Source organism: Pseudomonas synxantha (assembly GCF_900105675.1).
Classification (GTDB): Bacteria; Pseudomonadota; Gammaproteobacteria; order Pseudomonadales; family Pseudomonadaceae; genus Aquipseudomonas; species Aquipseudomonas synxantha.
On record NZ_LT629786.1, the window covers coordinates 2,943,306 to 2,970,074 of the forward strand.

Genomic DNA, 26,769 nt, shown 5'->3' on the forward strand with positions numbered 1-26,769 from the left:
GACTGTGTCCACTTTCAAGCTGACCTCGCGTGTCCTCAAGACCTCGCGCCATACAACGCACTATCTAGAGATGGGACCGACCGATGGGCCGTTGATGCTGTTCCTGCACGGTTGGCCGGAGCTCAGCCTGATCTGGCGCGCACAGATAGAAGCGTTCGCTGCACAAGGCTGGCACTGCGTTGCACCCGACATGCGCGGTTATGGCAGCTCTTCGGCACCAGCCCCCACTCATGCGTACACCCTTGAAAACATCGTGGCCGACATGGCAGAACTTCACGACCATCTCGGTGGCAGGCCGGCCATCTGGGTGGGCCACGATTGGGGCAGCGTTGTGGCGGGTGAACTGGTCGCCCATGAACCCCAGCGCAGCCGCGGGGTTGTATTGATTTCGGTCCCGTACTTCCCCAACACTAACGCCCTGCCGACGCTCGTTCCACTGGTTGACCGCTCGATCTATCCGGCGGACACGTATCCGGACGGTCAATGGGATTATTACCGCTACTACAACACCCACTTTGAATCCGCTGTTGCTGACCTTGATGCGGATAAAGCTGCATCGCTGGCGTCGATTTATCGACGAGGCGACCCGGCGAGTATCGGCAAGGTTGCAGCCAATGCCGAAGTGACCCGCAAAGGCGGACGGTTTGGCCAGGCGCACCGGGCGCCACTCACTCAGCCAGACCTTGCGCTCTGGCCGCAGGCAGACTTCGCGCAATTGGTGCGCAGCTTCGAGGCCCATGGTTTCCGCGCTCCCTGCGCATGGTATTTAAACGACGCTGCCAACATTGAATATGCCCACCGAGCGCCCAATGGCGGCCTTTTGTCTTTACCCGTACTGTTTGTGAACGGCGATTACGACCAGATGAACACCATCAAGGGTAATCGACTGGGCGATCCAATGCGGGCGGCCTGTGCAGATCTCACCGTGACAAGCCTACACGGCGGGCATTGGTTGCCGGTGGAGTGCAAGAGGGAACTGGTTGAAGCCATAAGCAACTGGCTACGGAGCAGGAGGCTTGGATGACGACAAGACGTCGCTCCTCCAGGGACCGTCCCACGAGGCTGCCTCTAAACACGCAAACAGTTGTGAAACGTTTTCGAAACAGTCGCGTAGCGAAACATTGGATAGCTGCTCTTCGATAGCGGCCCACTCACCATGAGCAAAAGCATTTCTAATGCCTCGAAAGCTGTGAACGGTATGCAGGACTTGCGCATCTACCACATAAGACAGTCCTGAGGCTTCAAGGTGCTCCAAGAGGAACTGGATATCGCTCACGCGAGACCCGGAAGGTTTGCGCGCAATAGCTCCATATAGATCCTTCACCACACGCTTCAAACCCCACTCCACAAAGCTGCATAGCAACACAATGGAGGTCGCCTGAGTGACTACGGTCAAATTGTCTTCCCAGCGCGGAATCTGGTCATCGAGCCAGTACAGCGCTTCAGCGCCGGGACCAGAATCCGCCATGTACGACTCGCGCTGATCGACGAGTTTTGAATGGTGCTGCTCGACCGTCACGAGCTGCAGGAAGCAGTAGTCATTGAGCTGCTGAAGTTTTTCGAAGAGAACCCAAAAGGTCTCAGAAAATCGTTCAGGCTGGTAAATGTAAGTACCGTCTGCTATTGGCGTCCCGTCGTCCTTCGTCACTAGGCTTAATGCCCAGAACAGTCCATAACGTTTAGCGATATCCAATTCATTATCCAACAGTCGTATCCCTGGTGATTCTGTGCTTTTAACGTCTTCAGGTCAGAAAGTCACCGATTGTATTGGCTACACTGTGCGCTTCATACAGGAACAGGCGTTGTAGCCTCTATATGACTGGGTCTACATAACTTTGGTTATGCCGCTGGGCCTGTGGCGAGGGAGCTTGCTCCCCTGACGGCCTTATAATTGACAGGCATCTACGTGACACACCTCAGTCAAATGTGGGAGGGGGCTTGCCCCCGATGGCGGCCTGACAGCCGACCGGGATCTTGGATCAGACCGAGTACATATCCATTGCTGCAGTAGCAGCCACTCAGGATTCCGCTTTTACAGCGATGGACGTCATCCCAGACCGGGCTTTCACCCAGATCGGCCTGGCACGGTGAATACAGATGGAGCTATTCCTGAGCAGACATATCAACACGCCTTGATTTGAACCCAAAGCTGGGCAACTTGTTCGGCGCTGGTGGCCTTCACTCGTGCCAGGTCGACGGGGTAGTCGACGCCTGGGTTTTCGACAAACCGCGTCGCCGTAAACTGACCATTGCTGGCGCGCAACACATAAGCGGAGTCTTGACAGTGCTGCGACGCCAGGAACACCACGCCAGGCGTGACCCATTCAGGCTTGAGGTTCTCCGGTTCGCCCGTTACGCCCCACATGCGGGTCTTGGCCACTGGGGATACCGCATTGACCAGGATGCCTGATTGCGCGCCTTCCATGCTCAGCGCATTCATGATGCCCAGTTGTGCCATCTTGCCGGCGGCATACGCCACCAGGCCCGGTTGGGCATATTGCTGGTACATCGCACGGTCGGATGACGTCAGCACGACCCGTGCGGCACTAGACTGCTTGAGGTATTTCCAGGCATGTTTGCATAGCCACACGGGTGTATAGATATTGATATCCACCGCACGGCCTATGAAGGTTGCATCGGCCTCTTCAATAGATTGGTAGCCGACCCAGCCGGCGTTGTGAATCAAAATATCGAGTTGGCCATACGCCTCGATGGCGGTTGCCACCAGTTGCTCGCAACCTTGTTCGCTGGACAGGTCACCATGGTGCCCTATCACGTTGAAACCCTGGTCACTGAGGGTTTTAGCAGCCTGCATGGCGATGGAGCCATCGCCCCCCGCGCCGAGCTTATCGGCGCCGATATCACTGATCACCACATTGGCGCCCAGCGAGGCTAACGCTTTCGCGTAACTAAAACCCAACCCCCGGCCAGCGCCGGTTACAACGGCAGTCTTTCCTGTAAAGTTCATTGGCTGTTTCCTCTCGAGTGCCCCCTCACCTTAACAAGGTCTATCTACGCTGTTTAATACTAACGGCGGCGCAAGTTGATACTCGGCGCATATCAAGTTGATGTGAAATCCGTGTAATCCTTGATGAGGTACCATTGCAGCCCCGGTCCGCTGATCAGTTCAAATGAAGGAACAGAAGAAATGATCGAAACCCGCCTGCTGCGCCAGTTCATCGCCGTGGCTGAAGAGTTGCATTTCCACAAGGCCGCCATTCGCCTGCACATGGCCCAGCCGCCATTGAGCCAGGCGATCCAGCGCCTGGAAGACAAACTGGGGTTCAGTCTGTTCACCCGCAATAAACGCGGGGTCAAGCTGACCCCGGCCGGCGGCGCATTCCTGAGCGCGGCCTACAGCACCTTGAAGGAGTTGGAGCTGGGCATAGAACATGCCCGCCAAGTGTCCGAGGGGATTGCCGGCAAACTCACGGTGACTGCGGTATCGATCGCCTACTACGAGTCACTGCTCAGTACCCTGCGCCAGTTCCGCGAGACCTACCCCAAAGTCCAGTTGATCATCAAGGAGATGCCCTCTTCCAGCCAGGCCAAGGCCATTCTGTCGGGAGAAGCGGATATTGCCTTCATGCGCAAGTTGCCGATCTCAGCAGAAAACATCGAGTCACGCCTGTTACTGGATGAAGAGATCGTGATGGCGCTGCCCGCCCATCACCCCAAGGCCAAGGAAGGTCAGATCGACTTGAGGGATTTCGCCGGGGAAGACTTCGTATTCACCCCGGAAGCCCTCGGTACCGGCTATCACAGTCAGCTTATCGCCTTGTGTGAAGCCGCTGGTTTTTACCCCAAGGTGGTGCAGGAGGCCGCACAGATCCATACCCTGATCGGCCTGGTGGCCTGTGGTTTCGGCGTCGCCCTGGTACCTGAGTCGATGGCCAACTCAATCATGCGCGACAAGGTCCTGTTCCGCCGGATCACCCCCGTGACCGCCTCCCCCAACCCGGCAATCGGCCTGTACATGAGCTGGAACACCCACAACGAATCACCGTTGATGGACAGCTTCATTTCCATGCTCGATTTCAGTGCCGTTTCCCAGGTTGAGGGGGAGCATCTTAGTTAGTTATATTCGTGCCCCCCTCCCCGCGATACACCACCCTGCTACGTATTACAACTAACCAAACCGTTCACCCGGGATTGATACTCCTGTCATCAACACGTGACTAATGCCCGCCAATAGTCTTAAACAGAGACTTTTATAGTATTTCTCATCTCCCTGTCAGCACCGCACTATCACCGCCACTTTTGCAAGAACGAGTTCGGGGCACCACCACGGCAGTCGGTTCATGACGACGCCAACTTAGTGCACTTGCACCGGCAGGATCCCCGATTCATGCACCGACAAGGAGACGCTGAATGCCAGCCGTCATTTATATTTTTTCGCTCTGCACTTTTACATTCGGTTTATCCGAGTTCGTCGTGGCCGGCCTGGTGTCGGCCATCTCGGTGGATCTGCATGAGTCCATCTCGCACGTCGGCTCAGCCGTCGCGGCCTATGCCTTGGGCGCCGCCATTGGCGCCCCGATCATCACGGCCTTGTTGGCCAACTGGCGCGACAAAACCGTATTGCTGCTGACCCTCGGCGTGCTTGCCGCTGGCAGCGTGGTCATCAGCCTGGCACCTGATATTCTGACCCTGCATGGCGTACGTTTCATTATCGGCCTGGCCCATGGGGTATTCATGGCCGTGGCCTCCAACGCCGCGGTCAAACTGGTCGATCCGATGCGCGCAGGGCGAGCGCTATCGCTGGTGTGGACGGGGCTGACCCTTTCGATCGCCTTTGGCGTGCCTATCGGCACCTTCCTCGGCAGCTACTGGTCATGGCGCATAGTGTTCCTGGCCATCGGTGGCCTGGGCCTCATCAGCACCGCAGGCCTGGCGCTTCTGATGCGTCAGCGCCGCCTTTGCTCGACCCACCAAGCCACAGACCTGAAACAAAGCCTCGCGGCCCTCTTGCACCGCGAACTGTTGGGGGCGGCGACGATCGCGATGCTGGTGAGCGTGGCGACTTTTTCATTCTTTACCTTCGTGTCGCCGTTCCTGCTGGATATCACCCGTGTGCAGCCGCAAATTCTGAGCCTGGCGATGCTGGTGTTCGGTGTCTGCTCCATTCTCGGTAATTTGCTTGGCGGCTATCTCGTCGATGCATTCGACGCCGATCGATGTTTGCTCGGTGGGTTGACAGCTTTGATGCTTAACCTGTTGAGCTTGTACGTATGGGGCGATTCGCTGATCGCCACGTTAATGCTGGTGGGGTTATTGGGTGTGGTGTTCTTCGCCATAGTGACCATGTCGACCCTGCGCCTGCTGCGCCTGGCACACCACTATGTTCCGCAATCCAGTAGCGTGGCTTCAGGACTCAATATTGCTTCGTTCAACTTAGGCACCGCATTGGGTGGCATCGGCGCAGGCTGGATCATTACCCGTTTCGGGCTCGCCTTTATTCCGATTGCGGGCGTAGGTGCTGCGTTGGTGGCCATCGGCATACTTGCCCTGCAGATGAAAAGCACGCTGAGACCATCGTAAAAAAGCCTGCGGTCCGAGGGTTGCCGAGAGCGGTGACCTACGACTGGCTTTCATCCGCCGCCTTGTCGGTGACGATAGGACGCTCGATCCCCCAATCACCAGGCACGCACCAATCTTCACCAAACAGTTCGGCTGGGTGCATCGTACGCTCGGAGCCATTGCCGCACGCCAATGACTTGGCCGGGCAATAGCGGTCGCACCCCCAACAGATTCGTTCGGGGTGGCTGGGGTTGACGGGGAAGTGCTTGGCCATGCCGATCTCCAATCATTGAGAGGCGTTTTTACAACCTACAGCTTCCGTGCGAAGCCATCCTTGACGGATATCAAGCTATCAACCTCGAATAAAGGTTTTATCCGTCGCCTCGATTACCCCCGCAACACGAACGCTGGAAACAACTCGCGCATGGCCGCCCAAAGATCCGCAAGCAAGGCAGGCGCCAGCACACTCGGCAGCTGAGGATCAAACATCTGCTCGGTGCGTACCAGCTGCACGGCAAAGCGTTTGACCCCCAGTTCACTCAAGCGCTGCGCCAGGGTCAACAGACCTGCCGGCTTGAACAGATGCCAATGCACGGTGGTACGGCATTCGTAGTCCACACCACCGGCCAGAAGATGTTCAAGGCTGCGCCAGTTCGCCGCTCCACTGCCTTCGACCCGAGTGATTGCCTGGCAATCCTCGGGCAACGCCTTGACATCGAAACCGACCCAATCGGCACCGGTCAGCGCCTTGGCAAAGGCTGTTGGCTTGATGCCGGCACTGTGAAGACCGATGCGAAAGCCCATCGCCCGCACTTCGTCCATGGCGTCAAGTAAACCCTCTTGCAAGGTTGGCTCACCGCCGCTGAACACCACCGCATCGAGCAGGTCCTGCCGGCGTTGCAGGAACGCCAATACCCGCCGCCAATCGACTTCGTCGGTGCCGCGAGGCGGGATCAACTGCGGGTTATGGCAGTAACGACAACGCCAGGCGCACCCCTGGCAAAACAACACACAGGCGAGCAGCCCCGGATAGTCGATGGTGGTCAGGGGCACCATGCCCCCAACCCGCAGCGTTCGACTCATTGGCGAGCGGCCAGCGCCGCGCTTTCAGTAAAGTGCACCCGCTCGCGGTGCTCGGACTGTTTGCCCGGATTGAACGCCGATACCGGGCGGTGATAACCCATTACCCGAGTCCAGACTTCGCAGCGTTGACGTTGAGCCTGGGGCAGTGTTTGCGATGCAGTCATGGTAAAGCTCCTTGCGATTGAGTGGATCGAAATCAATGAGCGGTGCCGGGTTGCTGTTCTTTCAACAGCAGAACCTCGTCACATTTGGGACAGAACTCGTGCTCGCCATCGAGGTAACCGTGCACCGGGCAGATGGAGAACGTCGGGGTCACGGTCAGGTACGGCAGGCGGAAGCGTCCGAGGGCTTTGCGCACCAGTTGCTTGCAGGCTTGGGTCGAGGAAATCCGCTCGGCCATGTACAGATGCAAGACCGTGCCCCCGGTGTATTTGCATTGCAGTTCGTCTTGCAGTTGCAGGGCTTCGAAGGGGTCGTCGGTGTAGCCCACCGGCAGTTGCGAGGAGTTGGTGTAATACGGCGCTTGCAGCGTGCCGGCCTGGAGGATGTCGGGGTAACGCTTGAGGTCTTCCTTGGCGAAACGATAGGTGGTGCCTTCCGCCGGGGTCGCTTCCAGGTTGTAGAGGTGCCCGGTTTCTTCCTGGAAACGCAGCAACGTGGCGCGCACATGGTCCAGCAGCTTCAGGGCGAACTGGCGGCCCTGTTCGGTGTGCGTGCCCTCTTTGTCAGCGGTGAAGTTGCGCAGCATTTCATGCAGGCCATTGAGGCCGATGGTGGAGAAATGGTTGCGCAAGGTACCCAGGTAACGCTTGGTGTAAGGGTACAAACCGGCATCCATATGGTGCTGGATGACCTTGCGTTTGACTTCCAGGCTCTCCATCGCCAATTCCATCAGCGAGTCCAGCCGCTTGAGCAGACCGCTGGTGTCGCCCTTGAATACATAACCCAGGCGCGCGCAGTTGATGGTTACCACGCCCAGCGATCCGGTCTGTTCCGCCGAGCCAAACAAACCGCCGCCGCGCTTGAGCAATTCGCGTACATCCAGCTGCAACCTGCAGCACATGGACCGCACCTGATTGGGTTGCAGATCGGAATTGAGGAAGTTCTGGAAATACGGCAGGCCATAACGGGCCGTCATTTCGAACAGGCGATCAGCGTTCTCGCTGTCCCACGGAAAGTCATGGGTAATGTTGTAGGTCGGGATCGGGAAGGTGAACACCCGCCCTTTTGCATCACCGGCTTGCATCACCTCGATGTAGGCGCGGTTGAGCATATCCATTTCAACTTGCAGGTCGCCGTAGGCAAACGGCATTTCCTCTCCACCGATGACAGGGATCTGCTCGCGTAGATCCTGCGGGCACACCCAGTCGAAGGTCAGGTTGGTGAACGGGGTCTGGGTGCCCCAGCGCGACGGTACGTTGAGGTTGTAGATGAATTCCTGGATCGCCTGGCGAACCTGCGCATAGCTCAATTGATCCTTACGCAGGTACGGCGCCAGGTAGGTATCGAACGAGCTGAAAGCCTGGGCGCCGGCCCATTCGTTTTGCAGCGTGCCGAGAAAATTCACCATCTGCCCCAGGGCACTGCTCAAGTGCTTTGGCGGCCCGGCTTCGACACGCCCTGGCACGCCGTTGAGCCCCTCGTGCAACAAGGTCCGCAGCGACCAGCCGGCGCAATATCCGGCCAGCATGTCCAGGTCGTGCACATGCAGATCAGCCTCGCGATGGGCCTGGCCAATGGCTTCGCTGTACACCTCGTCCAGCCAGTAGTTGGCAGTGACCTTGCCCGACACATTCAGCACCAGCCCGCCCAGGGAGTAGCCCTGATTGGCATTGGCCTGGACCCGCCAGTCTTCACGGTCCAGGTATTCGTTCATCGACGCCGCCACTTCGACCAGGGTCCGCCGGTCACGGCGCAAACGCCCGTGTTGTTCGCGATAGACGATGTAGGCCCGCATGGAAAGGAAATAACCGGCGTCCATCAGCACCCTTTCAACGCGGTCCTGGATTTGCTCGACATGCAGCCTGGACAAGCCTTCCAGCCGGGCCAGTACCGCCTGCAGCAATCCTTCGGCTTCTACCTCGGTATATTCCCCCGTGGCCTTGCCCGCCGCGATCAATGCCTGACGGATTTTGTCCGCATCGAAAGCGACCAGGGTGCCGTCGCGCTTGTGCAAACGGGTACATCCCACTGAAACCAGCGTGCTCTGCATTAAGCCTCCAAACACTACATATAGGTATTTAATAAACAAAAAACACAATATGCAGTGAAGACTACGGGCAATAGGCGGTTTTGCAATTGATCAATATCAAGATTGTGAGGCAAAAAACCGCCCCCAGGACCGGTGACGAATACATGGCCAACGAGGGTTTACTGTGGCTCGGCGTATCCCGTTCAGCCGCCACTCATGTTCATGAAGCGCACTACCTGCACCTCGCCGCCAGGGTTGAAGTCGTGGCGCAATGGCTTGCCGTGCAGGGCTTTGTGCACGGCGTCGATCAGCGGTTGATCGTCCAGCGGATAGCGGCGCAGCAAGCCACGCAAATCCAGCGCGTCGTCCTGCCCCAGGCACAGCAACAGCTTCCCCTCAACGGTCATCCGTACCCGGTTGCAACTGCCACAAAAGTTGTGACTGTTGGGTGAGATGAAGCCGATGCGGGTATCGGGATGGCGTTCCAGGCGCACGTAACGCGCCGGCCCCCCACTGTTTTCGGCGCTGTCGAGCAACCGGTGCCGGCTGGCGATCAGCGTTCGCACCTCATCGCTGGAGCAAAACGCTTCGCCCCGTGAGCGCCCTACGTCACCCAGGGGCATTTCTTCGATGAAACTGATGTCGATGCGTTGCCGGATGGCGTACTGCACCAGCCCCAGCACTTCATCGAAGTTGCGCCCCTTCATCACCACGCAGTTGAGCTTGACCCGCTCAAACCCCGCGCCGCGCGCCGCTTCAATGCCGCCCAGCACTTGGTCGAGATCGCCGTTGCGGGTGATCGCGCGGAATTTCTGCGCGTCCAGGCTATCGAGGCTGATGTTCATGCGCTTGACGCCCGCCTCCGCCAACGGCCGGGCCAACCGGCCCAGTTGCGAGCCGTTGCTGGTCATCACCAGTTCCCGCAAACCCGGCAACGCGGCGATATTGCGGCATAAATCGACAATGCCGGGACGGATCAGCGGCTCACCGCCGGTCAGGCGAATCTTGCGTACACCGAGGCCGACGAACAGCGTCGCCAGGCGCTGCAACTCCTCCAGCGTCAGGACCTGCTGACGCGGCAGGAACGTCATGTTTTTCGCCATGCAATACACACAGCGAAAATCACAACGGTCCGTCACCGACATTCGCAGATAGTCAATCTGCCGTCCAAAACCATCCTGCATGACCGCGTTCATCACTTCTCCCGTTGCCCCCAAGGCTCACTGCACCAGCGGCGAGTCGGCACCCTGCAAATGGATGCCGCGAATATCCGCCGCGCCGATCAGGGTTTGCAGGTATTGCACCAGGGCTTTTTGCCAGACGCCTTGCTGCAACTGCGTGCGGATCGCCGTCGACACCACTTCGTAGGGCAACGGCATGCCTTCGATCCGCTGATCGACACTGACCACGTGCCAGCCGTAACGGCTTTCCAAAGGTTTACTGGCCAGCCCCGGTGCCAGGGTGAACAGCTGGCGTTCCAGTTCGGGCACGGTCTGGCCCTTGCTGATCTGCCCTAAGGAGCCGCCCTGAGCCTTCGACGGGCAGGCCGAATACTTCACCGCCAGCTCGGCAAAACTGCCGGGGAGGTCCGCCAGCCGTTGCAGCAGGATTTCAGCCTGGGCATGCGCAAGTGCACGGGCCTCGGCATCGTCCGGCGCACATTCAAGCAGGATGTGCCGCACGGCCAGCAACGGCGCGCTGTGAAAGCGCCCGCGGTTATTTTCGTAATAACGCAGGCTGGTCTCTTCGTCGCACTGCGGCACCTGCACCTCACGCTCAAGCAACAAGCGCGTGGCTGCTTCTTCTTCGTTCTCACCGGCGCCGATCTGCAGCGACACACCGAGTTCGGCAATGCGTTGCTGCAACAACTCGCGGATCACCAGCGCTCGAGCGGCCTGATAGACCGCCTCCTCGCGGGTTGGCGCCGGGTGATATTGCAACTCCTGGGCCAGCGCCTGTGGGGTGATCGACACCTCATTGACGCTGATGATCGGCCACTCCTGCTCGCTGCTGGCGATCAACTGCGCCGGGGCGTCATCGGCTGCTGGCGCAACCGGCAGCTCGTCAAACTGCACCACACCGGTCGGCGCGATATCCACTACATCGGCCTCGAGTTTTTTTGAAGAACCGCAGCCACCGCTGCCCCCGTTACCGCCGCCACATCCACATCCACCTGACATGATTGTCTCCTCAGAATTTCTGCCGAACGATTTGATAACGACGCCCCAAGTACCAGACCGGTGCGCTGATCATGTGTACGAGACGGGTGAAGGGAAACAGCACGAACAAGGTCAAGCCGAGAAACACATGCAGCTTGTAGGTCAGCCCGACGGGCGCGATAGACGCCGCCGCTTCCATTGGCCGCAGCAGCACAGTGTTCTGCGCCCAATCGGCGAGCATCACCATCACCGAGCCGTCCATATGCTCGGTGGACGCGACAATCGTCAGCAGGCCGAGCAGCAATTGCGCGAGCAGCACCAGCAGGACCAAGATGTCCGACGGGCTGGAAGTGGCGCGAACCCGTGGGTCGGTCAGCCGCCGCTTAATCAGCATCAGCAACCCCACCAGGCATAACAGGCCGAAGACCCCACCGGAAACCATCGCCAGTAACTGCTTGTTCTGCGTGCTGATCACATGGTGGTAGACCGATGCCGGCGTCAGCAGGCCGACGAAGTGCCCGGCCAGCACGAACAACACGCCGATATGGAAAAAGTTACTCGCCACGCGCATGCCACGCTGGTTGAGCATCTGGCTGGAGCCGGCCTTCCACGTGTACTGCGACAGATCGAAGCGAGCCCAACTGCCAAGCAGGCAAATCGCCAGGGCCACATAAGGGTAAACCCCGAACAGCAAAAGATTCCATTTAGACATTACCCACCTCCTTGGCTGGCACAGCGGCCAGCCCTTCATGCTGAAAATCGACCCAGTGCAGCGGCACCGCGCTTTCTTCCCGGGCCTTGCCCGGCGCGCTTGGCAGCGAACTGCAACGGTCCTGCTGTTCGGCCTGCAGAAAGTCCACGGCCTCTTCTTCCCAGATCTTGTCGAGGGCTTCGAGGGAGTCATCGCGCGGTTCTGCGGCGACCTGTTCGCGCAGGTCAGCCACCGCTTGATGGGGCTCGGCACCGGCGATCTGCAGCAACGCCCGGAAGCAACTGGCGTAAGCGCTTTCACGCTCCTCCAGGCGCGCCGCCAGCAAGGCCAGCAGATGCGCCACATCCGCCAGGCCTTCGCGGGCCTCAATGTCTTCGCGGGTCGAAAGGAACTCCAGGTACAGCGGGATAAAGTCCGGCAGCTCCTTGACGCCAATGGCAAAACCGGCGGCTTCGTACTGGGCCATCATGTCGACCATCGCCTGGCCACGGTCACGGGACTCACCGTGCACGTGCTCAAACAACAGCAGCGACAGCGAGCGCCCGCGGCCGAACAGCGCACCGTAGTGCTCCTGCCCGTCCATCAGGTCATTGGCGCAGATCAGTTCCAGCAACTCGAACAATGCGCCGCGTTGCGTCGGGCTGATTTCCCGGGACTGGGCAATCGCTTGTTCCAGTTCGTCGCGACCGCCCGTCAGTGCCTCGGTCGGGTAGTCGAGCAGCAGCGACATCACTTTGAGAATTTGCATGCTCATTGCTCCCACACCTGCACGGTTTTGAGGATGTCGCGGCGGTTGGCTTTCTTCGCCCCAAACAGGTTGGTGTCGGAACTGCCGCTGCAACCGCTGCCGAAACTGAAGCCGCAACCGGAGCGTTCGGCGAAGGCGTCGCTCATGGCGTCTTCGCGGTGCGCACTCGGTACCACGAAGCGGTCTTCATAGTTGGCAATCGCCAGGTAGCGATACATCTCTTCGACCTGGGCCACGCTCAAGCCGACATCCGCCAGCACTTGCAAGTCCTGCACGCCATCGACTTGCTCGGAACGCTTGTAGGCGCGCATCGCCAGCAAGCGTTTGAGCGCACGCTTGACCGGTTTTTCATCGCCCGCCGTCAGCAGGTTGGCCAGGTACTTGAGTGGAATGCGCAGGCTGTCCACATCCGGGATCACCCCGTTCATGCCCACGGTGCCGGCGGTCGCGGCGTTCTGGATCGGCGAGAGCGGCGGCACATACCAAACCATCGGCAAGGTGCGGTATTCCGGGTGCAGCGGCAGCGCAAGCTTCCAGTCCACCGCCATCTTGTAGACCGGCGAGCGTTGCGCCGAGTCGATCACCGACTGCGGCACACCATCGGCCAAGGCCTGGCGGATCACCGCCGGATCGTTCGGGTCGAGGAAGATCTCCAGTTGTTTTTCGTACAGGTCCTGCTCGTTGGCGGTGCTGGCGACTTCGCTGATGCGGTCGGCGTCATACAGCAGCACCCCGAGGTAGCGGATACGACCGACACAGGTTTCGGCGCAAACCGTCGGCATCCCGGCTTCGATACGCGGGTAGCAGAAGATGCACTTCTCGGATTTGCCGCTTTTCCAGTTGAAGTAGATCTTCTTGTACGGGCAGCCACTGATGCACATCCGCCAGCCACGGCATTTTTCCTGGTCGATCAGGACGATGCCGTCCTCTTCGCGCTTGTAGATCGCCCCGCTGGGGCACGACGCCGCGCAGGTCGGGTTGAGGCAGTGCTCGCACAGGCGCGGCAGATACATCATGAAGGTGTTTTCGTACTCGCCGTAGATGTCCGCCTGGATCTTGTCAAAGTTCTTGTCCTTGCGACGCTTGGCGAATTCGGTACCGAGGATTTCTTCCCAGTTCGGGCCCCATTCGATTTTTTCCATGCGTTTGCCGGAGATCAGCGAACGCGGGCGCGCGGTGGGCTGGTGCTCGCCCAGCGGAGCGGTGTGCAGGTGCTGGTAGTCGAAGTCGAACGGCTCGTAGTAGTCGTCGAGGCTCGGCAGGTCCGGGTTGGCGAAAATGTTCGCCAATACGCGAAATTTACCGCCGATGCGTGGGTTGATCGTGCCGTTGGCGTTGCGAATCCAGCCGCCCTTCCACTTGTCCTGGTTTTCCCATTCCTTCGGATAGCCGATGCCCGGTTTCGATTCAACGTTGTTGAACCAGGCGTATTCCATGCCTTCGCGGCTGGTCCAGACGTTTTTGCAGGTGATCGAACACGTGTGGCAACCGATGCATTTGTCCAGGTTCAGAACCATGCCGATTTGTGAGCGAATCTTCATCTCAGTTCTCCTCGATATCGGTCGGCAGCGGACGCGGCAGGTCATCACCGGACGAACCATCGAGCCAGTCGACTTTGGACATTTTGCGCACCACGACAAACTCATCGCGGTTGCAGCCGACGGTGCCGTAATAGTTGAAACCGTAGGCTTGCTGGGCGTAGCCACCGATCATGTGGGTCGGCTTGAGCACGACGCGGGTCACCGAGTTGTGGTGGCCGCCACGGGTCTTGGTGGTTTCGGAACCGGGTACGTTCACGATTCGTTCCTGGGCGTGGTACATCATCACCATGCCGTCCTTGACCCGCTGGCTGACCACCGCACGGGCAGTCAGCGCACCGTTGACGTTGAAACATTCGATCCAGTCGTTGTCTTCAATACCGGCGCTTTTCGCATCATTCTCCGAGAGCCAGACAATCGGCCCGCCACGGCTGAGGGTCAGCATCAGCAGGTTGTCGCTGTAGGTACTGTGGATACCCCATTTCTGATGCGGGGTGATCCAGTTCAGGACGATCTCGATCTCGCCATTGCTGCGCTTGCCCTTCACCCCTTCGATGGTGCGGGTATTGACCGGTGGGCGATAACTCATCAGCTGTTCGCCGAACGCCTGCATCCACGGGTGATCCTGGTAGAACTGCTGGCGGCCGGTGATGGTGCGCCATGGGATCGCCTCGTGCACGTTGGTGTAGCCGGCGTTGTAGCTGACGTGATCGTCTTCGAGACCCGACCAGGTCGGGCTGGAAATGATCTTGCGCGGCTGGGCCTGGATGTCGCGGAAACGAATCGCCTCGTGGGCCTTGGACAGCGCCAGGTGGCTGTGGTCGATGCCGGTGAATTCCGACAGCGCGGCCCAGGCTTTCACGGCAACCTGGCCGTTGGTTTCCGGCGCCAGGGACAGGATCACCTCAGCGGCGTCGATGGCCGTGTCGATTTTCGGCCGACCGTGGCTGATGCCGGCATCGCCTTCGTGGTGGTTCAGCTCACCGAGGAATTTCACTTCGTCTTCGGTGTTCCAGTTGATGCCCTTGCCGCCGTTGCCGTGTTTTTCCAGCAATGGCCCCAGGGACGAGAACTGCTTGTAGATGTTCGGATAATCACGCTCGACCACATGCAGGTTCGGTGCGTTTTTCCCCGGCACTGGCGCCACTCCGTCACTTTTCCAGTCGGTGCCGCCAAACGGCTGAGCCAGTTCGCCAACACTGTCGTGCATCAGTGGCAGGGTCACCAGGTCCTGTTCGACGCCCAGGTGCCCTTCGGACATGCTGGAAAACGCCTTGGCAATGCCCTTGTAGATTTCCCAGTCGGAACGCGACTCCCACGCGGGGTCGATGGCGGCCGACAAGGGGTGAATGAACGGGTGCATGTCCGAGGTGTTCATGTCGTCTTTTTCGTACCAGGTCGCGGTCGGCAAGACGATGTCGGAATACACGCAGGTCGAGGACATGCGAAAGTCCAGTGTGGTCACCAGGTCGAGCTTGCCGATGGCGCCCTCGTCAACCCATTCGGCTTCTTCGGGTTTGCAGTCGCCGACCTGGCCGATGTCTTCGTTCATCACGCCGTTCTTGGTGCCGAGCAGGTACTTGAGCATGTACTCGTGGCCCTTGCCCGAGGAGCCCAGCAGGTTGGAACGCCAGATAAACATGTTGCGCGGGAAGTTCACCGGGCTGTCCGGCTGCTCGCAGGAAAAGCGCAGCGAACCGTCCTGCAGCGACTTGACCACATAGTCTTTCGGGTCCATGCCGGCGGCGGCCGCATCGCGGCAGATGTGCAGCGGGTTGGTATTGAGTTGCGGCGCGCTGGGCAGCCAGCCGGCCCGTTCGGCGCGGATGTTGTAGTCCAGCGCGTGTTCGGGAAATTGGGATTTATCGGCCAACGGCGATAGCACGTCGTGCATGCTCATTTTCTCGTGGCGCCATTGCGAACTGTGGGCGTAGAAAAAGCTGGTGCCGTTCATTTGTCGCGGTGGACGGTTCCAGTCCAGGCCGAACGCCAGGGGCAGCCAACCGCATTGTGGGCGCAATTTTTCCTGGCCGACGTAGTGCGCCCAACCACCGCCGGTCTGGCCGACACACCCGCAGAGCATGAGCATGTTGATCAGCCCGCGGTAGTTCATGTCCATGTGGTACCAGTGATTCATCGCCGCGCCGACGATAATCATCGAGCGGCCCTTGGTCTTGTCGGCGTTATCGGCAAACTCACGGGCGATCTGGATGGCTTTTTCGCGGCTCACGCCGGTGATTTTCTCCTGCCAGGCCGGGGTGCCGGGCACCGAGGCGTCGTCATAATCCTTGGCGACGTTTTCGCCGCCCAGGCCACGATCAATCGCCAGGTTGGCCGCCGACAGGTCGAACACGGTGGCCACTTTAGCGACGCTACCATCGGCCAGCACCACGTTATGCACCGGCACCCGGCGGTATTGCACGGCATCGCCGGCGACGTGCTGGAAGTGTTCGTGGGACTCACCGGCAAAATACGGGAACGCCACTTCGGCGACGTCATCGCCCATCAGGCTCAGTTTCAGATCGATCTCGCGACCTTCGCCACCTTCACGGGCAAGAATGTTCCACTTGCCCTTCTCTCCCCAGCGATAACCGATGGACCCCTGAGGGGACACCAGTTCACCGTCGACGTCGAGGGCGATGGTTTTCCATTCCGGGTTGTTTTCCTGGCCGAGGTTGTCGGTCAGGTCACTGGCGCGCAGGAAACGGTCCGGCTGATAGCCGGCACCCGGTGCCTTGTCGACCATTTGCTTGAGCAGCACCAGTACCGGCAAATCGGTGAAGCGCTTGGCGTATTCGGTGAAATAGGCGCTCGGTTTGTCGAGGTGGAATTCTTTGAAGATGACATGGTTGAACGCCTGCGCCAGTGCCGCATCGGTGCCTTGTTTGGGGTTCAGCCACAGGTCGGTGAGCTTGGCGACTTCCGAATAGTCGGGGGTAATGGCGACCGTCTTGGTGCCCTTGTAACGCACTTCGGTAAAGAAGTGCGCGTCCGGGGTCCGGGTCTGAGGGACGTTGGAGCCCCAGGCAATGATGTAGTTGGAGTTGTACCAGTCGGCCGATTCCGGCACGTCGGTCTGCTCGCCCCAGACCATCGGCGAGGCCGGCGGCAAGTCGCAGTACCAGTCATAGAAGCTCAGGCATGCGCCGCCGATCAGCGACAGGTAACGCGAGCCGGCGGCGTAGCTGACCATCGACATGGCCGGGATCGGCGAGAAGCCGACAATGCGGTCGGGCCCATATTGCTTGATGGTGTAGACGTTGGCCGCCGCGATGATCTCGTTGACTTCTTCCCAGTTGGAACGAATGAAGCCACCCATGCCGCGCTTGCTTTTATAGGACTCGGCCTTGGCCTTGTCCTCGACGATGCTCGCCCAGGCTTCGACCGGCGCCAGGGTCTGGCGCGCATCGCGCCACAGCTTCAGCAACGGTTTGCGGATTTTCGGGTACTTGAGCCGGTTCGCGCTGTAGATATACCAGCTATAACTGGCGCCACGCGGGCAACCACGGGGTTCATGGTTAGGCAGATCGTTGCGGGTGCGCGGGTAGTCGGTCTGCTGGGTTTCCCAGGTGATCAAGCCGTTCTTGACGTAGATTTTCCACGAGCAGGACCCGGTGCAGTTCACCCCGTGGGTGGAGCGCACGATCTTGTCGTACTGCCAGCGGGAACGGTAGACGTTTTCCCAGTCGCGAGACTCTTTGCGGGTCTCTCCATGACCGTCGGAAAACTCGTTTTGCTTGCGATTGAAAAACCGCAATTGGTCCAGTAAATGACTCACGGTGTACACCTCTCAGGCTTGCTGCGGGGTTCTGTGCCCCGCCCACGCAATGGTTGGATTCGGGCTCGACTCAGCAGGGTGTCGCGGCGCCTTTGCGCGCGTACCACCACCAGGTCACCACGATGCAGCTCAGGTAAAAGCCGACGAACATGTAGAAGGCCATCTCCGGGCCGCCGGTCTGGGCCATCGAAGTGCCGAAGGATTTGGGAATGAAGAACGCACCGAAGGCGCCCATGGCCGAACTGAAACCCAGGACGGCCGCCGATTCCTTGCCGGCATCCTTGAGCGCTTGTTCGCGCACGGCGGCGGGTTTTCCAGCAGCGGATCTTTCATGCAGGGTCCGGAAGATCACCGGGATCATCCGGAAGGTGGAGCCGTTGCCCACGCCGGTGGTGATGAACAGCAGCATGAACATGCCGAGGAAACCGTAGAAGTTGCCGCCCGATCCGTCCTGGGGCAAAAAGTGCAGCACACCGAAGACCATCACGATCATCAGCACGAAGTTCCACAGGGTCACTTTCGCGCCGCCGAGCTTGTCCGCCAGCCAGCCGCCCAACGGACGAACCAATGCGCCGACCAGCGGGCCGAGGAACGCGAATTTCAAGGCGATGACGTCCGGAAAGGAGGTCTTGATCAGCAGCGGAAACGCCGCGGAGAAGCCGATGAACGAACCGAAGGTCGCCAGGTACAACCAGCACATCAACCAGTTGTGCTTGCGCTTGAAGATCACCGCCTGCTCGCTGAACGAGGCGCGGGCACTGGACAGGTCATTCATGCCAAACCAGGCCAACACTGTCACCAACACAATGAATGGCACCCAAATGAACCCGGCGTTCTGCAACCACAACTGAGCGCCGTCCTGCAGCACTTGCGGCTGGCCGCCCAGGAAACCGAACACGCCAAAAGTAATCACCAGCGGCACGCAGAACTGCATCACCGAAACGCCCAGGTTGCCGAGCCCTGCGTTGAGACCAAGGGCTGTGCCCTGCTGAGACTTGGGATAGAAGAAGCTGATGTTGGACATGCTCGAGGCAAAGTTGCCGCCACCAAAGCCGCAGAGCAAGGCGATCAACACGAATACGCTGTACGAGGTGCTCGGGTCTTGCACCGCCAGCCCCATCCAGATCGACGGCAACAGCAGTGACGCGGTGCTCACGGCGGTCCAGCGCCGGCCCCCGAAGATCGGCACCATGAACGAATAGAAGACGCGCAGGGTCGCCCCGGACAACCCCGGCAATGCCGCCAGCCAGAACAACTGGTCGGTGGTGAAGCTGAAGCCGATGGCGTTCAACCGCACGATCACCGTGCTCCAGACCATCCACACCGCAAAGGCCAGCAGCAGTGCAGGAATGGAGATCCACAGGTTGCGGGTGGCGGTCTGTTTGCCGCTGCTTCCCCAGAACGCAGGGTCTTCGGGGCGCCAGTCATGGATGACCGGGCCTTTATCAGGCTTTTGCAGAACGGACATGTTCTTCTCCTTGGGCAATGCTGGAAAACGGGGACGACGTCGCTGGCGGCTGTTTGCCCAGCAGCGGGCGCTTGCGTATTTCGCTGAAGTACATCCAGGTGAGGGAGACCCAGACCACGCCGTACATCAACATGAAGCAGGAAGAGCGCACTCCGGTGAGGTCCACCAGGGCGCCGAACAGGATCGGCAGCACGAAGCCGCCGAGGCCGCCCGCGAGGCCGACAATGCCCGACACCGCGCCCATGTTTTGCGGGTAGTCATTGGCGATGTATTTGAAGACCGAGGCCTTGCCGAATGCGAAGGCGATGCCCATGACAAACAGCAGCACGGTGAACAGCGTGGGAGTGAGGCCGATGTGGAAACTGACCGGGCCGTTGATCGACTGCACTTGCAGCTGGGTCTGTGGGTACGAAAGCAGGAACAGGCAGATCCAACTGACCCACAACACCCACCAGGTCACGCTTTGCGCGCCCCAGCGATCCGACATCCAGCCGCCGACGGCACGCAATACACCGCCGGGCAGGGAGAAACAGGCGGCCAGCAACGCGGCGCTTTGCAGGCTGAAACCGTATTCGCGCACGTAGTATTGGGTCATCCATAATGCGAGGGCCACATAGCCGCCGAAGACGATCGAGTAGTACTGGCAGTAGCGCCACACCGCAGGGTCTTTCAGGGCGCTCAATTGCTCGCGCAAACTGGCGCCGGTCGCACTGCGGTGGTCCTTGTTTTCTGCACTGAGAAACCAGAACAGCAATGCCGTGACAAAGAGGATGGCGCTAAAGACTTTCGGTACCAGTTGCCAGCTACCCGCGGCGATCAGGGCCGGCGCGAGAAACTTGGTCACCGCAGCCCCCGCGTTGCCGGCGCCAAAGATGCCCATCGCGAAGCCCTGGTTCTCTTTGTCGAACCATTTGGCGACGTAGGCAATCCCCACCGAAAACGAGCCGCCGGCCAGGCCGACGAACAGGCCCAGCACCAGGAACTGCCAGTAAGCAGTGGCGTGGCTGATCAGGTACAACGGTGCGACGCAGGTCAGCATCAGCACCAGGAACACGCTGCGCCCGCCAAAGCGGTCGGTGAGCAGGCCCAGGGGCAGACGCGCCAGTGAGCCGGTCAGCACCGGGGTGGCGGCCAGCAGGCCAAATTGCGTTTCGTTGAGCTGGAGCAGTTCCTTGATCGGCACGCCGAGCACGGCGAACATCATCCAGACCATAAAACACACGGTGAAGGCCAGTGTGCTCATGCCAAGCACCAAGCCTTGTCGTACACGGGGTTGGGTCACAATGTTCTCCAGTCAGCTAGCCATGCCGGCAGACTAGAGACGCCAACCCTGCAAAAACTTGACCCATGTCAACGAAGCCCAAGGGGGCATAGGCCTATGCTTAGCCTGTCTACCTCTAAGGAGGTAGTGCATGGACACCTGGAAAGCCTTTATTTATCAGCTTCTTAAGGTTTTACAGCCCCACCTTTACTGACAGGGAGCGGTCGGCAACTCTTTAGAGGTAGCGCACCCGGGACGGGATGCAAAACCGTGTTCCGGGACGCCGTATGCTCAGTTTTCGTGGTTTTGCCCAGGATCAGCGCTGATGATGCGCTGGTTGCGCAGCTCCCTGCCCGCTCGCGCCGGGCTGGCGGTGATCCTCATCGCCATCCTCGCCCTGGCCAGCTCGTTGAGCGCCGGATTGATCGCCTGGTTCAGCCAAGGCGATGCCGCCGCCATCAATACCGCTGGCTCGGTGCGCATGGAGACTTACCACCTGAGCTGGAAACTGGCCGCTGGCGCTCCCCGCGAAGAAATCGCTGCCGTCACTGACAGCCTGCAAACCCGCCTCAATAGCCATTCCCTCAAGGCGGTGCTGGAAGATGGCCCGACCACCGATTTGCAAATCAGCTATGGGCAGATCCAGCAACGCTGGAAGGATGATTTGCACCCGGCACTTCAACGTGGCGATGCAAGTGCTTTTCAGGCCATGGCCCTGCCCTTCGTCGAACAACTGAACCAGTTCGTCAGCCTGCTGCAGCGCCAGAGCGAGCAAAAGCAAGGCTGGCAACAGGTCATTCAAGGCCTGGCCTTGTTCACTACGCTGATCGTCTTGCTGCTCGGGCTCTACGAACTGCAGTATGGCGTCGTCTCGCCGCTGCAAGAGTTGGTGGCCGCCACCCAGCGCTTTCGTCGCGGCGAGTTCCAGGTGCGGGTCAACCATCAGTCCCATGACGAACTGGGCCAGTTGGCCACCAGTTTCAACGCCATGGCCGAGACGATCGAGGAGTCGCACCGCACGCTTGAAAGCCAGGTCCAGCAAAAAACCTTGAACCTGCAGCAAGCCAACGCGGCGCTGGAACTGCTCTATCAAAGCAGCCGAAGCCTGGCCACGCGCCTGGCCAATGCCGAGGGGCTGGACGAGTTGATCCGGCGCTTCCAGCAACGCCTGCCCGGCTTGCGCCTGTCGTTGTGCCTGCAAGGACACTTGCAGGCACCGGCCCAGCAATTACTCGCCCTGCACGGCGCCGACAGTCGGGATGTCTGCGCCAGCAGCGATTGCGCCACGTGCCAGAAACACCACAAAACCAGCCCGCAAACCTTCAGCATCAGCAACCAGGGCAGCGAACTGGGTGAGCTCAAGGCCCACTTTGTCGACGGCCATCCCGCGCAAGCCTGGGAAACCCAACTGATCCAGGCCCTCGCCAACCTGATCGGCACCTCGCTTTCGCTCAAACGCCAACGGGAACAGGACCATCGCCTGCTGCTCCTTGAAGAGCGCACGATCATCGCCCGCGAATTGCACGATTCACTGGCGCAGGCCCTGTCCTACATGAAACTGCAAGTCAGCCGCATGCAAACCCTGATGCGCCGCGGCGAACCGGTCGAAACCCTGGAAACCGTCACCGCTGAGTTGCGCGAGGGCCTGAACAATGCCTACCGCCAGCTACGCGAACTGCTGACCACTTTTCGCTTGCAGATCAATGATGCAGGCCTGGTGCAGGAGCTCAAGGACACCGCCGAGGAGTTCTCCCGTCGCGGCGAGTTCAAGGTCCACCTGCACGTCGATGCGCTGGCCTTCCAGCTCTGCGCCAGCGAGCAAATCCACATCTTGCAGATCACCCGCGAGGCGCTTTCCAACTGTCTGCGCCATGCCCATGCGCAAAACGTCTGGCTGCAACTGCGCCAGGACGGCGAAACCGTCAGGCTCTCGGTCGAAGATGACGGGCGCGGCTTCAGCGGCACTGTCGACCAACGCGAACACCACGGCCTGAACATCATGGATGAACGTGCGCGCAGCCTGCGCGGCCAGTTGCAGATAATTTCCAGGACGCCGCAAGGGACCCGCGTCCAACTGGAGTTTCATCCCGAGTTTCTCGAACGGCAAACAGAAGGTAGCGTCGCATGACCCCGTCCCCCCACCATAGAATCCTGCTGGTAGACGATCATCCAATGATGCGTCACGGCATTCGCCAGATGCTTGAACTCGAAGATGATTTCCTGATCGTCGGCGAAGCCAACCATGGCGAAGAAGCACTCACCCTGATCGAGCCACTGCAACCGGACCTGGTACTACTCGACAACAACATGCCGCAGATGAATGGCATTGAGACCCTGCGTCGATTACGGGCCATGCATTACACCGGCAAGGTACTGCTGTTTACCGTGTCGGATGCCGAAGACGACATTCGCGATGCGCTGCGCCTGGATGCCGACGGTTATCTGCTCAAGGACATGGAGCCCGAGCTGCTGATCCAGTACATCCGCGATGCCCTCGAAGGCGCATTGGTCATCAGCCCTGGCCTGACGCAGGTCATGGCCCAGGCGTTGCGCTCACCGCCGCGTCAAGCGGTGGTAGAACTGACCGAGCGTGAACGCCAGGTGTTGAAGACCATCGCCAGCGGCTACAGCAACAAGGTTATCGGACACAAGCTGGGCATCACCGAAGGAACGGTCAAGGTCCACGTCAAGAACCTGCTGCACAAACTCGGCTTGCGTTCACGGGTCGAAGCGGCGGTGTGGGCCATGGAGCATCTGCGCATTACAGGCTGAGGCATGCCTCCTTGGAGGTAGGCCGGCAGAGGCATAGGTCAACCCCCCTGCGCGCTCTACAATGACCGTCAGCGGAGGTACGCCATGCTGACCCACCCTTCCATCGTCTTAACGCTGCGTCGTCATCATCTGTTCAGCCAATTGCCGGAGAACGTTTTCGAGCAAGTCTGCGGCCTGGCCATGCTCAAGCGCCTGCCGTGCCAAGCCACGCTGATGTACCAGGGCGATCCGGCCAAGCGCTTTTTCCTGCTGGTCAGCGGCCAGATCAAACTCTACCGCCTCAACGGCGAAGGCCAGGAAAACCTGGTGGAAATCATTCAACCCGGCCAGACCTTCGCCGAAGCCCTGCTCTTCAGCCAGGCCCGGCTTTACCCGGTCAGCGGCACCGCCCTCAAGGACAGCGTGCTGGTCAGTATCGAGGGCCACCATTACCGCAAGGCGCTGGAAGACCAGCCGAAAGTCTGCCTGGCTATCCTGGCGAGCATGAGCGTCCATCTGCACCTGCGCCTGCGGGACATCGACACCTTGACCATGGCGAGCGCGAGCCGTCGGGTGATCAGTTTTCTGCTCCAGGAACGCCACCCGGTTACCGGACAGATTGTCTTGCAGGTATCCAAACGCCTGGTGGCGTCGAAGCTGGGGATTCAACCGGAAACCTTTTCGCGGATTTTGCATCGCCTGGTCGAGTGCGGACTGATCCAGATGCAACGACGCAACATCAGCATCCTCGCCGAAAAGGATCTGGCTGCGTTCCAATAGACACGATTGGCTGCGATGAATGCGCAATACCAGCTCAACTGTGTGGCAGCCGACGGTAACCACGATGCGTAGCGAGCCGCTTTTGCTCTTGATCTGCTCTTGATCTGCTCTTGATCTGCTTTTGATCTGCTTTTGATCTTGATCTTAGGCGCCCCGTTAAACCACGCTGGCCGGAATTCGACAGGGATTTGGGGGGTAAACCGGCAGGGATGCCGGTTTAGCCGCCCCGCGCCATGGATGGCGCGTGGCGGCGGCCCCCCAAATCCCTGTCGGATTACGGGCACACCGAGCCTGAGCGAGGTGCCAAGTGGTGGGGCAAGAGCGTTTGGTTACTTTGCGCTTTTCAAAGTGACCCGCTGTAAAAGCGGAACCCTAAGTGGCCGTTACCGCAGCAATGGATATGTACTCGCTCTGATCCGGCATGCTGGTCGGTTGTCAGGCCGCCATCGGGGGCAAGCCCCCTCCCACACTTGGGCCGAGACCATCAGTCAAATACTGGTCGGCTGTCAGGCCGCCATCGGGGGCAAGCCCCCTCCCACACTTGGGCCGAGACCATCAGTCAAATACTGGTCGGCTGTCAGGCCGCCATCGGGGGCAAGCCCCCTCCCACACTTGGGCCGAGACCATCAGTCAAATACTGGTCGGCTGTCAGGCCGCCATCGGGGCAAGCCCCCTCCCACACTTGGGCCGAGACCATCAGTCAAATACTGGTCGGCTGTCAGGCCGCCATCGGGAGCAAGCCCCCTCCCACACTTGGGCCGAGACCATCAGTCAAATACTGGTCGGCTGTCAGGCCGCCATCGGGGGCAAGCCCCCTCCCACACTTGGGCCGAGACCATCAGTCAAATACTGGTCGGCTGTCAGGCCGCCATCGGGGGCAAGCCCCTCCCACACTTGGGCCGAGACCATCAGTCAAATACTGGTCGGCTGTCAGGCCGCCATCGGGAGCAAGCCCCCTCCCACACTTGGGCCGAGACCATCAGTCAAATACTGGTCGGCTGTCAGGCCGCCATCGGGGGCAAGCCCCTCCCACACTTGGGCCGAGACCATCAGTCAAATACTGGTCGGCTGTCAGGCCGCCATCGGGGGGCAAGCCCCCTCCCACACTTGGGCCGAGACCATCAGTCAAATACTGGTCGGCTGTCAGGCCGCCATCGGGGGCAAGCCCCCTCCCACACTTGGACCGAGACCATCAGTCAAATACTGGTCGGCTGTCAGGCCGCCATCGGGGGCAAGCCCCCTCCCACACTTGGGCCGAGACCATCAGTCAAATACTGGTCGGCTGTCAGGCCGCCATCGGGGGCAAGTCGAATCGTCGCACCGCCCCTCCCACATTTGGATCGCGGTGCATCAGTTAGATCGCTATAAGCTGTCAGGGAGCAGCGGCGTAGCAAAGTGGTGTAGATACCTATGCCTCTACTGCACCGCCAGCCCCTTGCCCGCCCGCTCAAGATTGCGCCACAACCAGACCGGCAAGACGTCAGGGTCCAGGCTGTCGATCAGGTTCTTCAGCGCCAACCCCAACTCGGTATCGCCCTGGATGACCAGGCGCCGGCGGAAAAACAGCGTGTCCGGATCCTCCTGGCGACTGGCCAGGAGCAGGAACTCTCGCCAATTGCCGCTGATGGTCACGTGAGCCTGGGCCTGACGGGCAATTTGCAAACCCTCGCGGCCCAGGGTCAGGTACCAGGACAACCCCAGATCGGCAATTCGCAGGCACAGCCAACGCCCGCGCAGCACTTCGAATTCACCGTCGCGCAACGGCTCGGCGAGGCAGCGATTCAGCGCCTGCTGCAGCGCCAGGCGCTGCACCGCAAAGGGCACTCGGCGTACCAGCGGCAGTAAGCGATCAGCGCCTTTCAATAGCCACGCTTTGCGGTTCAACACAGGCCGACCTCCTCAACGCGCAGCATGCCGGCCTGGCCATGCCAGTAACCATTGCAACCCTCGACGAACAGCGGCGGTGTCTGGCCCAGGCGAACCCGTTGGTACGCCTCGATCACCTCGCTCATGCCCTGGGCTCGTGGACTCAGGCGCAGCAGATCGGCCCCGCAGGCCACCAACCCGGAATAATCGGCCAGCAGATTGGTCACCTGCGCCGACATCGTTTGAATGCCGTTAAGGGTGAACAACGGCTGGCCTTCCTGGCTGGCCAGCGCCAGGCCATCGGGGTAGTTGATGCAACAGAACTGGCAGTCGTCCTTCGGTCGATCTTCCGCGCGGGCGGTAAAGCAGCGGGCGGAATAGGCCAAGGGCAAATGCCCATAGGCGAAGATTTCCACTTCCGGCACGTCACGGCCGAGCTCGCGGACCTGCGCGATCACATCGCTGATCAACGCAGCTGAACACTCCACCGGCGGTACCCAACGGGTCATGCCGCAGTCGAGCAATTGCGCCAGCGCATGCCCGTTGTACAGGTTGAGCGCCGGGCCACCCACGAACGGCAACTTGCGTTCAGCCAGAAACTGCACCGCGCCCATGTCATTGGCTTCCACCAGCAGCTGGCCGTTGTCGCAGAGCCGCCGCAGGCTGGAAAGTTCGGACGCGGCTTCGATCAGCGTCAAGCTGGAGATCACCAATTGCGCCTGGCTGCAGGCCTGCAACTCACGCCCCAACCCCAGCCATTGATCCAGTGAAAAAGCCCGGCGTTTCGAGCACACGGTTTCCCCTAGATAAATCACATCCAGGGGCAAGGCCGACATCTCGGCGTAAAAGTTGCTGAGTTGCTCTTTGTCCCAGTAAAACAGGACCGGTCCAAGGCTGAGCTGCATGTTTCGTCC

General features: G+C 59.9%; 22 protein-coding genes. 6 read left to right on the forward strand and 16 right to left on the reverse strand.

The window, feature by feature from the left end:
- Nucleotides 1-4: 4 nt before the first annotated feature.
- Entirely contained in the window at nt 5-1,024 is a 1,020-nt protein-coding gene (locus BLU48_RS13660; protein ID WP_057025426.1) for an alpha/beta hydrolase, read from the forward strand.
- On the opposite strand, the gene BLU48_RS13665 is transcribed toward BLU48_RS13660, so the two are convergent.
- Nucleotides 1,001-1,705: a hypothetical protein gene (locus tag BLU48_RS13665; protein ID WP_057025427.1), complete on the reverse strand. Its 705-nt coding sequence runs from the start codon at nt 1,703-1,705 to the stop codon at nt 1,001-1,003. The genes BLU48_RS13660 and BLU48_RS13665 overlap by 24 nt on opposite strands.
- Nucleotides 1,706-2,122: 417 nt before the next feature.
- Nucleotides 2,123-2,968: an SDR family NAD(P)-dependent oxidoreductase gene (locus tag BLU48_RS13675; RefSeq protein ID WP_057025428.1), complete on the reverse strand. Its 846-nt coding sequence runs from the start codon at nt 2,966-2,968 to the stop codon at nt 2,123-2,125.
- 180 nt (nt 2,969-3,148) lie between these two features.
- Between BLU48_RS13675 and BLU48_RS13680 the strand changes: the two genes are divergently transcribed.
- Together BLU48_RS13680 and BLU48_RS13685 are read left to right on the forward strand one after the other, a co-directional pair.
- Nucleotides 3,149-4,078 carry a LysR family transcriptional regulator gene (locus BLU48_RS13680; protein WP_057025429.1) on the forward strand — a complete coding sequence of 310 codons (930 nt, stop codon included), beginning with the start codon at nt 3,149-3,151 and terminating at the stop codon, nt 4,076-4,078.
- A 293-nt stretch (nt 4,079-4,371) separates the two neighbouring features.
- On the forward strand, nt 4,372-5,541 hold the full coding sequence (locus tag BLU48_RS13685) for an MFS transporter (RefSeq protein ID WP_057025430.1): 1,170 nt from the start codon (nt 4,372-4,374) through the stop codon (nt 5,539-5,541).
- Nucleotides 5,542-5,578: 37 nt separating this feature from the next.
- On the opposite strand, the gene BLU48_RS13690 is transcribed toward BLU48_RS13685, so the two are convergent.
- From BLU48_RS13690 to BLU48_RS13745, 12 genes are all read right to left on the reverse strand, one after another.
- Nucleotides 5,579-5,794 carry a DUF3079 domain-containing protein gene (locus BLU48_RS13690; RefSeq protein ID WP_056846061.1) on the reverse strand — a complete coding sequence of 72 codons (216 nt, stop codon included), beginning with the start codon at nt 5,792-5,794 and terminating at the stop codon, nt 5,579-5,581.
- A 113-nt stretch (nt 5,795-5,907) separates the two neighbouring features.
- Nucleotides 5,908-6,603, reverse strand: coding sequence for an anaerobic ribonucleoside-triphosphate reductase activating protein (locus tag BLU48_RS13695; RefSeq protein ID WP_057025431.1), 696 nt, complete (start codon nt 6,601-6,603; stop codon nt 5,908-5,910).
- A complete protein-coding gene (gene nrdD / locus BLU48_RS32510; RefSeq protein WP_043051191.1) occupies nt 6,600-6,767 on the reverse strand; it encodes an anaerobic ribonucleoside-triphosphate reductase in 168 nt (55 codons plus the stop codon). The genes BLU48_RS13695 and nrdD overlap by 4 nt, the downstream gene beginning before the upstream one ends.
- 32 nt (nt 6,768-6,799) lie before the next feature.
- Entirely contained in the window at nt 6,800-8,815 is a 2,016-nt protein-coding gene (locus BLU48_RS13705) for a ribonucleoside triphosphate reductase (RefSeq protein ID WP_057025432.1), read from the reverse strand.
- Between the two features lie 182 nt (nt 8,816-8,997).
- Nucleotides 8,998-9,990, reverse strand: a complete 993-nt coding sequence (gene moaA / locus BLU48_RS13710; RefSeq protein WP_057025433.1) for a GTP 3',8-cyclase MoaA — start codon at nt 9,988-9,990, stop codon at nt 8,998-9,000.
- 24 nt (nt 9,991-10,014) lie between these two features.
- Nucleotides 10,015-10,974: a peptidylprolyl isomerase gene (locus tag BLU48_RS13715; protein WP_057025434.1), complete on the reverse strand. Its 960-nt coding sequence runs from the start codon at nt 10,972-10,974 to the stop codon at nt 10,015-10,017.
- A 10-nt stretch (nt 10,975-10,984) separates the two neighbouring features.
- Nucleotides 10,985-11,665 (reverse strand): respiratory nitrate reductase subunit gamma, encoded by a 681-nt coding sequence (gene narI / locus BLU48_RS13720; RefSeq protein ID WP_057025435.1) that lies wholly within the window; start codon nt 11,663-11,665, stop codon nt 10,985-10,987.
- A complete protein-coding gene (gene narJ, locus BLU48_RS13725; protein ID WP_057025443.1) occupies nt 11,658-12,413 on the reverse strand; it encodes a nitrate reductase molybdenum cofactor assembly chaperone in 756 nt (251 codons plus the stop codon). Before narJ ends, narI begins: the two co-directional genes overlap by 8 nt.
- 2 nt (nt 12,414-12,415) lie before the next feature.
- A complete protein-coding gene (narH, locus tag BLU48_RS13730; protein ID WP_043051186.1) occupies nt 12,416-13,954 on the reverse strand; it encodes a nitrate reductase subunit beta in 1,539 nt (512 codons plus the stop codon).
- Between the two features lies 1 nt (nt 13,955).
- A complete protein-coding gene (locus BLU48_RS13735) occupies nt 13,956-17,729 on the reverse strand; it encodes a nitrate reductase subunit alpha (protein ID WP_046072717.1) in 3,774 nt (1,257 codons plus the stop codon).
- A gap of 70 nt (nt 17,730-17,799) precedes the next feature.
- Nucleotides 17,800-19,197, reverse strand: a complete 1,398-nt coding sequence (locus BLU48_RS13740) for a NarK family nitrate/nitrite MFS transporter (protein WP_057025436.1) — start codon at nt 19,195-19,197, stop codon at nt 17,800-17,802.
- The gene (locus BLU48_RS13745) at nt 19,175-20,479 is read right to left on the reverse strand and encodes an MFS transporter (RefSeq protein WP_043051184.1); all 1,305 of its coding nucleotides are present in this window, start codon (nt 20,477-20,479) and stop codon (nt 19,175-19,177) included. The genes BLU48_RS13740 and BLU48_RS13745 overlap by 23 nt, the downstream gene beginning before the upstream one ends.
- A 304-nt stretch (nt 20,480-20,783) precedes the next feature.
- Here BLU48_RS13745 and BLU48_RS13750 point away from each other — a divergent pair, with 304 nt between their 5' ends.
- From BLU48_RS13750 to BLU48_RS13760, 3 genes are all read left to right on the forward strand, one after another.
- Complete coding sequence (locus BLU48_RS13750; RefSeq protein ID WP_057025437.1) at nt 20,784-22,586, forward strand: histidine kinase; 1,803 nt, start codon at nt 20,784-20,786, stop codon at nt 22,584-22,586.
- The gene (narL, locus tag BLU48_RS13755) at nt 22,583-23,230 is read left to right on the forward strand and encodes a two-component system response regulator NarL (RefSeq protein ID WP_057025438.1); all 648 of its coding nucleotides are present in this window, start codon (nt 22,583-22,585) and stop codon (nt 23,228-23,230) included. The genes BLU48_RS13750 and narL overlap by 4 nt, the downstream gene beginning before the upstream one ends.
- An 84-nt stretch (nt 23,231-23,314) precedes the next feature.
- Entirely contained in the window at nt 23,315-23,989 is a 675-nt protein-coding gene (locus BLU48_RS13760) for a Crp/Fnr family transcriptional regulator (protein ID WP_057025439.1), read from the forward strand.
- Between the two features lie 1,416 nt (nt 23,990-25,405).
- Here BLU48_RS13760 and ubiT read toward each other — a convergent pair.
- Nucleotides 25,406-25,876: a ubiquinone anaerobic biosynthesis accessory factor UbiT gene (gene ubiT, locus BLU48_RS13765; protein WP_046072051.1), complete on the reverse strand. Its 471-nt coding sequence runs from the start codon at nt 25,874-25,876 to the stop codon at nt 25,406-25,408.
- A complete protein-coding gene (locus tag BLU48_RS13770) occupies nt 25,870-26,760 on the reverse strand; it encodes a U32 family peptidase (protein ID WP_056846069.1) in 891 nt (296 codons plus the stop codon). Before BLU48_RS13770 ends, ubiT begins: the two co-directional genes overlap by 7 nt.
- Nucleotides 26,761-26,769 lie beyond the last annotated feature (9 nt).

Bases quoted from the DNA above. Each gene is read 5' to 3' on its own strand.
- moaA (WP_057025433.1), bottom strand. From the start codon at position 9,990: ATGAACGCGGTCATGCAGGATGGTTTTGGACGGCAGATTGACTATCTG.
- nrdD (WP_043051191.1), bottom strand. From the start codon at position 6,767: ATGACTGCATCGCAAACACTGCCCCAGGCTCAACGTCAACGCTGCGAA.
- narH (WP_043051186.1), bottom strand. From the start codon at position 13,954: ATGAAGATTCGCTCACAAATCGGCATGGTTCTGAACCTGGACAAATGC.
- BLU48_RS13675 (WP_057025428.1), bottom strand. From the start codon at position 2,968: ATGAACTTTACAGGAAAGACTGCCGTTGTAACCGGCGCTGGCCGGGGG.
- BLU48_RS13750 (WP_057025437.1), top strand. From the start codon at position 20,784: ATGATGCGCTGGTTGCGCAGCTCCCTGCCCGCTCGCGCCGGGCTGGCG.
- narJ (WP_057025443.1), bottom strand. From the start codon at position 12,413: ATGCAAATTCTCAAAGTGATGTCGCTGCTGCTCGACTACCCGACCGAG.
- BLU48_RS13770 (WP_056846069.1), bottom strand. From the start codon at position 26,760: ATGCAGCTCAGCCTTGGACCGGTCCTGTTTTACTGGGACAAAGAGCAA.
- BLU48_RS13690 (WP_056846061.1), bottom strand. From the start codon at position 5,794: ATGGCCAAGCACTTCCCCGTCAACCCCAGCCACCCCGAACGAATCTGT.
- BLU48_RS13680 (WP_057025429.1), top strand. From the start codon at position 3,149: ATGATCGAAACCCGCCTGCTGCGCCAGTTCATCGCCGTGGCTGAAGAG.
- BLU48_RS13685 (WP_057025430.1), top strand. From the start codon at position 4,372: ATGCCAGCCGTCATTTATATTTTTTCGCTCTGCACTTTTACATTCGGT.
- BLU48_RS13695 (WP_057025431.1), bottom strand. From the start codon at position 6,603: ATGAGTCGAACGCTGCGGGTTGGGGGCATGGTGCCCCTGACCACCATC.
- BLU48_RS13715 (WP_057025434.1), bottom strand. From the start codon at position 10,974: ATGTCAGGTGGATGTGGATGTGGCGGCGGTAACGGGGGCAGCGGTGGC.
- narL (WP_057025438.1), top strand. From the start codon at position 22,583: ATGACCCCGTCCCCCCACCATAGAATCCTGCTGGTAGACGATCATCCA.
- BLU48_RS13740 (WP_057025436.1), bottom strand. From the start codon at position 19,197: ATGTCCGTTCTGCAAAAGCCTGATAAAGGCCCGGTCATCCATGACTGG.
- BLU48_RS13705 (WP_057025432.1), bottom strand. From the start codon at position 8,815: ATGCAGAGCACGCTGGTTTCAGTGGGATGTACCCGTTTGCACAAGCGC.
- BLU48_RS13760 (WP_057025439.1), top strand. From the start codon at position 23,315: ATGCTGACCCACCCTTCCATCGTCTTAACGCTGCGTCGTCATCATCTG.
- narI (WP_057025435.1), bottom strand. From the start codon at position 11,665: ATGTCTAAATGGAATCTTTTGCTGTTCGGGGTTTACCCTTATGTGGCC.